Source organism: Paenibacillus sp. An7 (genome assembly GCF_009870785.1).
Lineage (GTDB): Bacteria > Bacillota > Bacilli > Paenibacillales > Paenibacillaceae > Paenibacillus.
Window position 1 is genome coordinate 1 of sequence record NZ_WTWX01000045.1, and the last position, 5,806, is coordinate 5,806.

At 33.6% G+C, this 5,806-nt stretch carries 3 protein-coding genes; 2 read left to right on the forward strand and 1 reads right to left on the reverse strand.

Going from position 1 to position 5,806, the window contains the following annotated elements:
- Positions 1-781 precede the first annotated feature (781 nt).
- Positions 782-1,720 carry a tyrosine-type recombinase/integrase gene (locus tag GQY27_RS20785; RefSeq protein WP_160037175.1) on the forward strand — a complete coding sequence of 313 codons (939 nt, stop codon included), beginning with the start codon at positions 782-784 and terminating at the stop codon, positions 1,718-1,720.
- Between the two features lie 69 nt (positions 1,721-1,789).
- Positions 1,790-2,452: a type II CAAX endopeptidase family protein gene (locus GQY27_RS20790; RefSeq protein WP_160037176.1), complete on the forward strand. Its 663-nt coding sequence runs from the start codon at positions 1,790-1,792 to the stop codon at positions 2,450-2,452.
- Between the two features lie 582 nt (positions 2,453-3,034).
- Here GQY27_RS20790 and GQY27_RS20795 read toward each other — a convergent pair.
- Complete coding sequence (locus GQY27_RS20795; protein WP_160037177.1) at positions 3,035-3,544, reverse strand: hypothetical protein; 510 nt, start codon at positions 3,542-3,544, stop codon at positions 3,035-3,037.
- Between the last annotated feature and the right edge of the window lie 2,262 nt (positions 3,545-5,806).

The window sequence follows — 5,806 nt, forward strand, 5'->3', positions numbered from 1 at the left end:
AGAAATCCTGCGAATTCATGAGCCAGAGTGAGTTATTTAAATCATTTCGAGGGAGATTTATTGAATCGATCAATTAATACACTTTGACAGACTAAGAATTTTTAAGACGGGAAAAATCAGCTAAGTACGGATGAATAAATTCTATTTCTAATTTTTCATATACTGCAAAAATATAATTAGTGATTTCGTTCCGTCATTGTTGTCCTTAGTGAGTAAACCAAAGCTAATTGATATCAACAGAAGCACCTAAACGCCACTTTTTGTTGTGGATTCGTAAAATGGAAGCTAGATCTAGCATCGCTAAAATAAGGTCAAAGGATGTTCTCGATCCAATTAATATCAATCTTGCTGGGAAAACAGACTCTAATGTCAAACAAACCTTGTCACAGTTGGAATCTTTGATAGATTAACCAGAATCTCCTCCTTTACAATAATCAATTAAATATATACGCTCTCAATTTTCTTTTTGTGATTTATACAATTTAAAATAATATAAAAAAAGAAACGACATTGAAAAATCAGATGCCGTTGCTCCTCTATATCAAATACTGATTGTTTTCCTACCGTTGTTTCTATACTTAAGACTACAGACTACAAATACACCAAAAAGGTTTTGTTTGTTTTTATAATGAGTTATGAAACTTAATCGAATAACATAAGAAGCTAAATAAACTAATAGGTTCCATATTTATCTATATCGTTTATTAATGTTATACTAAATTTCATTAAATAAGAATTTAACGCAATTTCGTTTTTAATCGATTTTTAAGGTGGTGGGCTGATGGATTATGCAGAAGTCTTTGAGCAATATGACCATGAAATTAGGCTTTTTATTGTATATATGAAAGATCGTGAATATTCGAAAGAAACTCAGAAAGGTTACCTACATGATGTAAAACACTTTTTAATAAGTTTGGATGGAAAGTCTGTAAAAGAGGTAACTGATATCGATGTCATGTATTATCTGACTGAGGTCCGTGAAAAAGGTGCTGGCCCGCGTTACCGTAACCGTTGTCTATCAGCGATTCGGCTGTTCTATAAAGTGATGGTAAAGTTTAAAGTTGCTGTGAGCAATCCAGCAGTGGAAATCGAAAAAGCAAAAGTGGAGAAAAATCGGCAGCCTACGTATCTTCAAAAGGAAGCTCTAGATGCGTGTTTAGAACTTGTCCATGGTAGACACATTATCCGTGATATAACCATCATTGCTCTTATGGCTTATGCGGGACTCCGAGTAAGTGAAATTGTGAAACTAAACGTTACGGATTTTGATAAAGATAATTCTAGGATTGCAGTTTTAGGAAAAGGAGATAAATGGAGATACATTCCCCTTCCAATTGAATTAAATCAGTTATTACAAGCCTATTTAGCAAGCCGCTTAGAACCTTGGTACAGTAAAGAAACTGCATTTTTTATATCACAGCGCCGGGGTAGAATCAGTAAGCGTATGGTGCAAACGATCGCCGAAAAAACTTTCACAACATTATTGGAACAATATCCTCAATTTGCTGGAAAGAGGCTTTCTGCCCACAAACTAAGACATTCATTCGCAACTAGTTTAATGCAAAACGGTACAGATTTACGTACTGTTCAAGAGCTTCTAGGTCACGAAGATATCTCTACCACTCAAATTTACACACATGTAACTGATGAAGTTAAAGAGCTTGCAATGAGTAAGATTCATCCTGCTATTCCCTTATTATTAGAATCTGTTAAATGTTAATGTTGAAAATTATTAAAATTAATTTCAAGATAGAAAAATTTATGATTTTTATAAAAGGTGTGAGTGATTTTGCGTTTCTTTTTAACTTTTTTATATTTTGTTATTAGTTGCACGATCTTAGCATTTGTAGACGCTGTTTGGGCACTAGGTTACGCACCAAAATCGTTTATTAAGATTTTTCTTTTCGGTCTGGTCCCTTTCGCTTTATTGTGGAAATTTAAAAAAGCGGAATTGCTCGGTCTATTTAAGTTTTCGAAGAGTTCTTTTAGAAAATCCTTGAGCTACGGGGGACTTGTGTACGGGATCATCGTAGGTGGATATTTTTTATTAAAGCCTTTCATCGATTTTTCTAATATCACAACCAGTTTAAATGATTCGGTTGGAGTAAGTGCATCTAATTTTATAATAGTAGCTTTGTACATTTCGTTGATTAATTCGTTTTTAGAAGAGTTTTTCTTTCGAGGATTCGGGACCGTATTCTTCAATGTAAGCAACAGGTGGTTAACATACATAACAAGCGCCACCTTATTTGCTCTCTATCATGTAGCGATGATGATTGGTTGGTATGACTGGTGGATCTTTGTATTAGCTATAATCGGATTGTTTGTTTCTGGTATTGTATTTCACTTATTAAACCAAGCATCGCATTCTTTATATACTTCTTGGTTTGTACATATGTGTAGTAACTTGGGTATTAATACCGTAGGGTTAATCCTTTTTGGCATTTTATAATAATTCGCGCGAAAAAATCAGCATCCCCTTCAATAGTGGTTATTTAAAAAATGGAATACAGAGATTTAATTCTCAACATTAATCTTTAACAGAGCCCATTATTATTTAAAAATTGAAATAGCCACGTTTGATTGAATAATCAAACGTGGCTATTTTTCAGCTGCTTTTACATTATTATTCTATTAAAGTTTTTTTAAGAATATGCCTATTTTATTCGTAAAATTTAAAGTGGTTATATGAACTATCTAAATTTAATAACCTTGACAAAAAGATAGCTCAGTTTTGATTTTAGTGAATAATAGAATAGTTTTTGTTTGTTCTTATACATCGAGGTTTAATATTGGATCGTATATGTATAAAACAATAACTCTTTGAACATACTTTTAATAAGACCGTCTAGATTAAATTTCACCATAACAGACAGCTGCTATTTCGTAACTAATTAAACAGATAGACTCGATGTCGTATATGAGATTATTGGATCTATTATTTTATTATGAAATTAAGCTGCTAAATTTATAAATGCATCATAATGAAGTCATTAAAAATTATTTCGAACTGATAACTTGAACTCTTAAGAAATCAATGAAAATTTTCTTCCATAACCTCTTCAATCCATTCTAAATCTGTAAGCACTTCGTACACATCTTTTTTCACTATTATCTTTTCCTTGTTATCATAATCAATACTTAAAAGAAATCGCCCGTCAAATTCAGTAAGAACGAGGTACATTAAGTCTCCAATCTCCTTCAATATTCCACGATGGTCTTTGAAATTTGCTTCTCTAAAACATGTGAGGTTGTAACTATAAAGTGTACTAATAACCAGTTCATGGTCCCATACACCTTCATAAACAAAAAAATAACCTTCTTCAGTTATCTTGTTCGTCACTGAGATAAGAAAATGATTACTTTCTCCAACAAGAAGTACGTACATTGTAATTTCAACCTGAATACCGCCATACTTCATAAAAGTAACAGTAGAAGTTCTTCCTACTTCTCCAATTAACAGTCTCTGAATAGAATCAGAGTATCTTTGTATCTCGATAAGCATATCAGACTTTTTTCCATCAAAATTCAGTATTTTTTTCATAATATAAATTTCTCCTTTAGAAGCACGCTCAGTTAGAAACACTTCCTACTATTATATATCGGTTCATACGATCATATTTGACTAGTCTTTGAAAAAGAAAATTCAACTCATATTTCTTTTAGAAGCTAAATTAAAAATGTTTATAACGATTACACGTACGTACACGTATACGTATACGTACGTGTAAATTATTTGAATAAAATATGAGTTGAATCTCTCATTGGTTCTACTCATATCAATATTGCTTCACTCTTTTTGACCTAACATCTGACAACAAACTTTATCCTGTTATCTATGCCTAGCTATGGTAGTGATATAACCAGTCAAAATTCCAGCACACGACCTTTTGATCAGTGTTCTGATGGAGAGGGGCTTTTTCCGTTACCATTTCTAAACAAATTGGTTGTGAATAGAGGTATGATTTATAGCTAAAAAGCGAATTATTGACTATGTTGATTCTACTTGAGCATTTTGGACACGTACATGTAAGAGATTGATCAGATAATTATTTGATCTCTTACACGTGAATTATCTTTTTGTGCTTCCTTGTACGAAGAGGGAGCTAGGTTACACACATTCCCAGCAATAAATTCATAGTTGTATCGTCCATAACAATAGCTTGCTTATGTATCTATAGCTAGCTTAATTTAGATCACGTACGTATACGTATACGTACGTGTAAAATATATAAACGGAGAGGACTTTCGTTAAGTGATAACTAGAGAACAGTTAACTAGTAGGTAGGTTTTTTATAACGTCCTGCTAATAACTGAACCTAATTTCATAGCTGTATCATCTATGACAAAAAACTCAGCCAATATATGTCCCTTTCTATAATAATGATCTAGTTCAGTTCTTCTAATCCTGCACGTACGTATACGTACGTGTTAGTTTTTTTCAAAAATATTAATGGAAACATCTTTGTCGGTTCTCATCAATATCAATTAGAGCAGATGTCACTTCCCTGATAATATTAGAGAACAGTTAGAACAGTTAACTAATGGGTAGTCCTTTTAGCTTCTATAGCTACCATGGCTGCTTTCTGAATCTTGCTATATCTAACCAGTGAAAATAAACCAGCTTTTGGTGTTATCTCTATAAGTCCCTAGCTGTAGTAAGCATGTAATTCAGTCGATCTGCTACTACACGTACGTATACGTGTACGTACGTGTGATTTATTTGAAGGATGTTATTATAATTTCTTCATTTGATCTGCTCAATTATTTCTCTTGATCACCCTAGAGAGCAGTTTACTAGTGGGTAGTACTTATAGCTTCTATGGCTACCACATCTGCTATCTGAATCTTGCTATATTTTTTGAATTAAATAGCAATGATGTCGCGATATGACCTTTGAACTGCTCGATGCAAACCTTCATACCGTATCGTCCATGACAACAAACCCAGTTCCTATGATAATGATGATCTAATTTAGTTTATCTTCTAATACACGTACGTATACGTATACGTGTACGTACGTGTAGATTATTTTAAGGCTATAGTGGAACCTCCTCTTGGTTCTGATCTTATCAGTATTGCTTAGAGCAGGTATCACTTCGCCTGATTACCTAGAGAACAGTTAACTAGTGGTAATCCTTATAGCCTCTGTAGCGTCCACAGCTGTTATCTAAATCATACAGCAATGATATCGTGATATGACCCTTCGAACTGCTCGATCGTTTATTCTGCAAACATTCATAATCGTATCGTATGACAACAAACTCAGCTCTTGAGTTTATTCCCTATGTTAATGATCTAATTTACTTCATCTTCAACTACACGTACGTATACGTATACGTACGTGTAAATCATTTCAAGGAGATGAGTAGAATACTCTTCGTTGGTTCTGCTCTCATCAATATTGCCTAGAGTAAGTATTACTTCTCCTGATTTACCTAGAGAACAGCTACTAGTAGATAGTTTCTATAGCCTCTATAGCGTCCACAGCTGCTTTCTGAATCATACTAAGCAATGTGTCGTGATATGACCCTTTGAACCGCTCGATCGTTACTCTGTAAACATTCATTAGATTGATTTATCGTCCATGACAACAAACTCAGTTCATGTATCTATCCCTATGATAATGGCCTAATTCTGTTCATCTTCTACAACACGTACGTATACGTGTACGTACGTGTAAATTATTTCAAGGATTAGAGCAGAATTCTCTTCGTGCTGCTCTAATCAATATTGATGAGAGCAAGTATCACTTCTCCTGATTTACCTAGAGAACAGCTACTAGTAGATAGTTTCTATAGCCTCT

Excerpts from the sequence above, each read along its gene's own strand:
- GQY27_RS20785 (WP_160037175.1), top strand. The coding sequence starts at position 782 with ATGGATTATGCAGAAGTCTTTGAGCAATATGACCATGAAATTAGGCTT.
- GQY27_RS20795 (WP_160037177.1), bottom strand. The coding sequence starts at position 3,544 with ATGAAAAAAATACTGAATTTTGATGGAAAAAAGTCTGATATGCTTATC.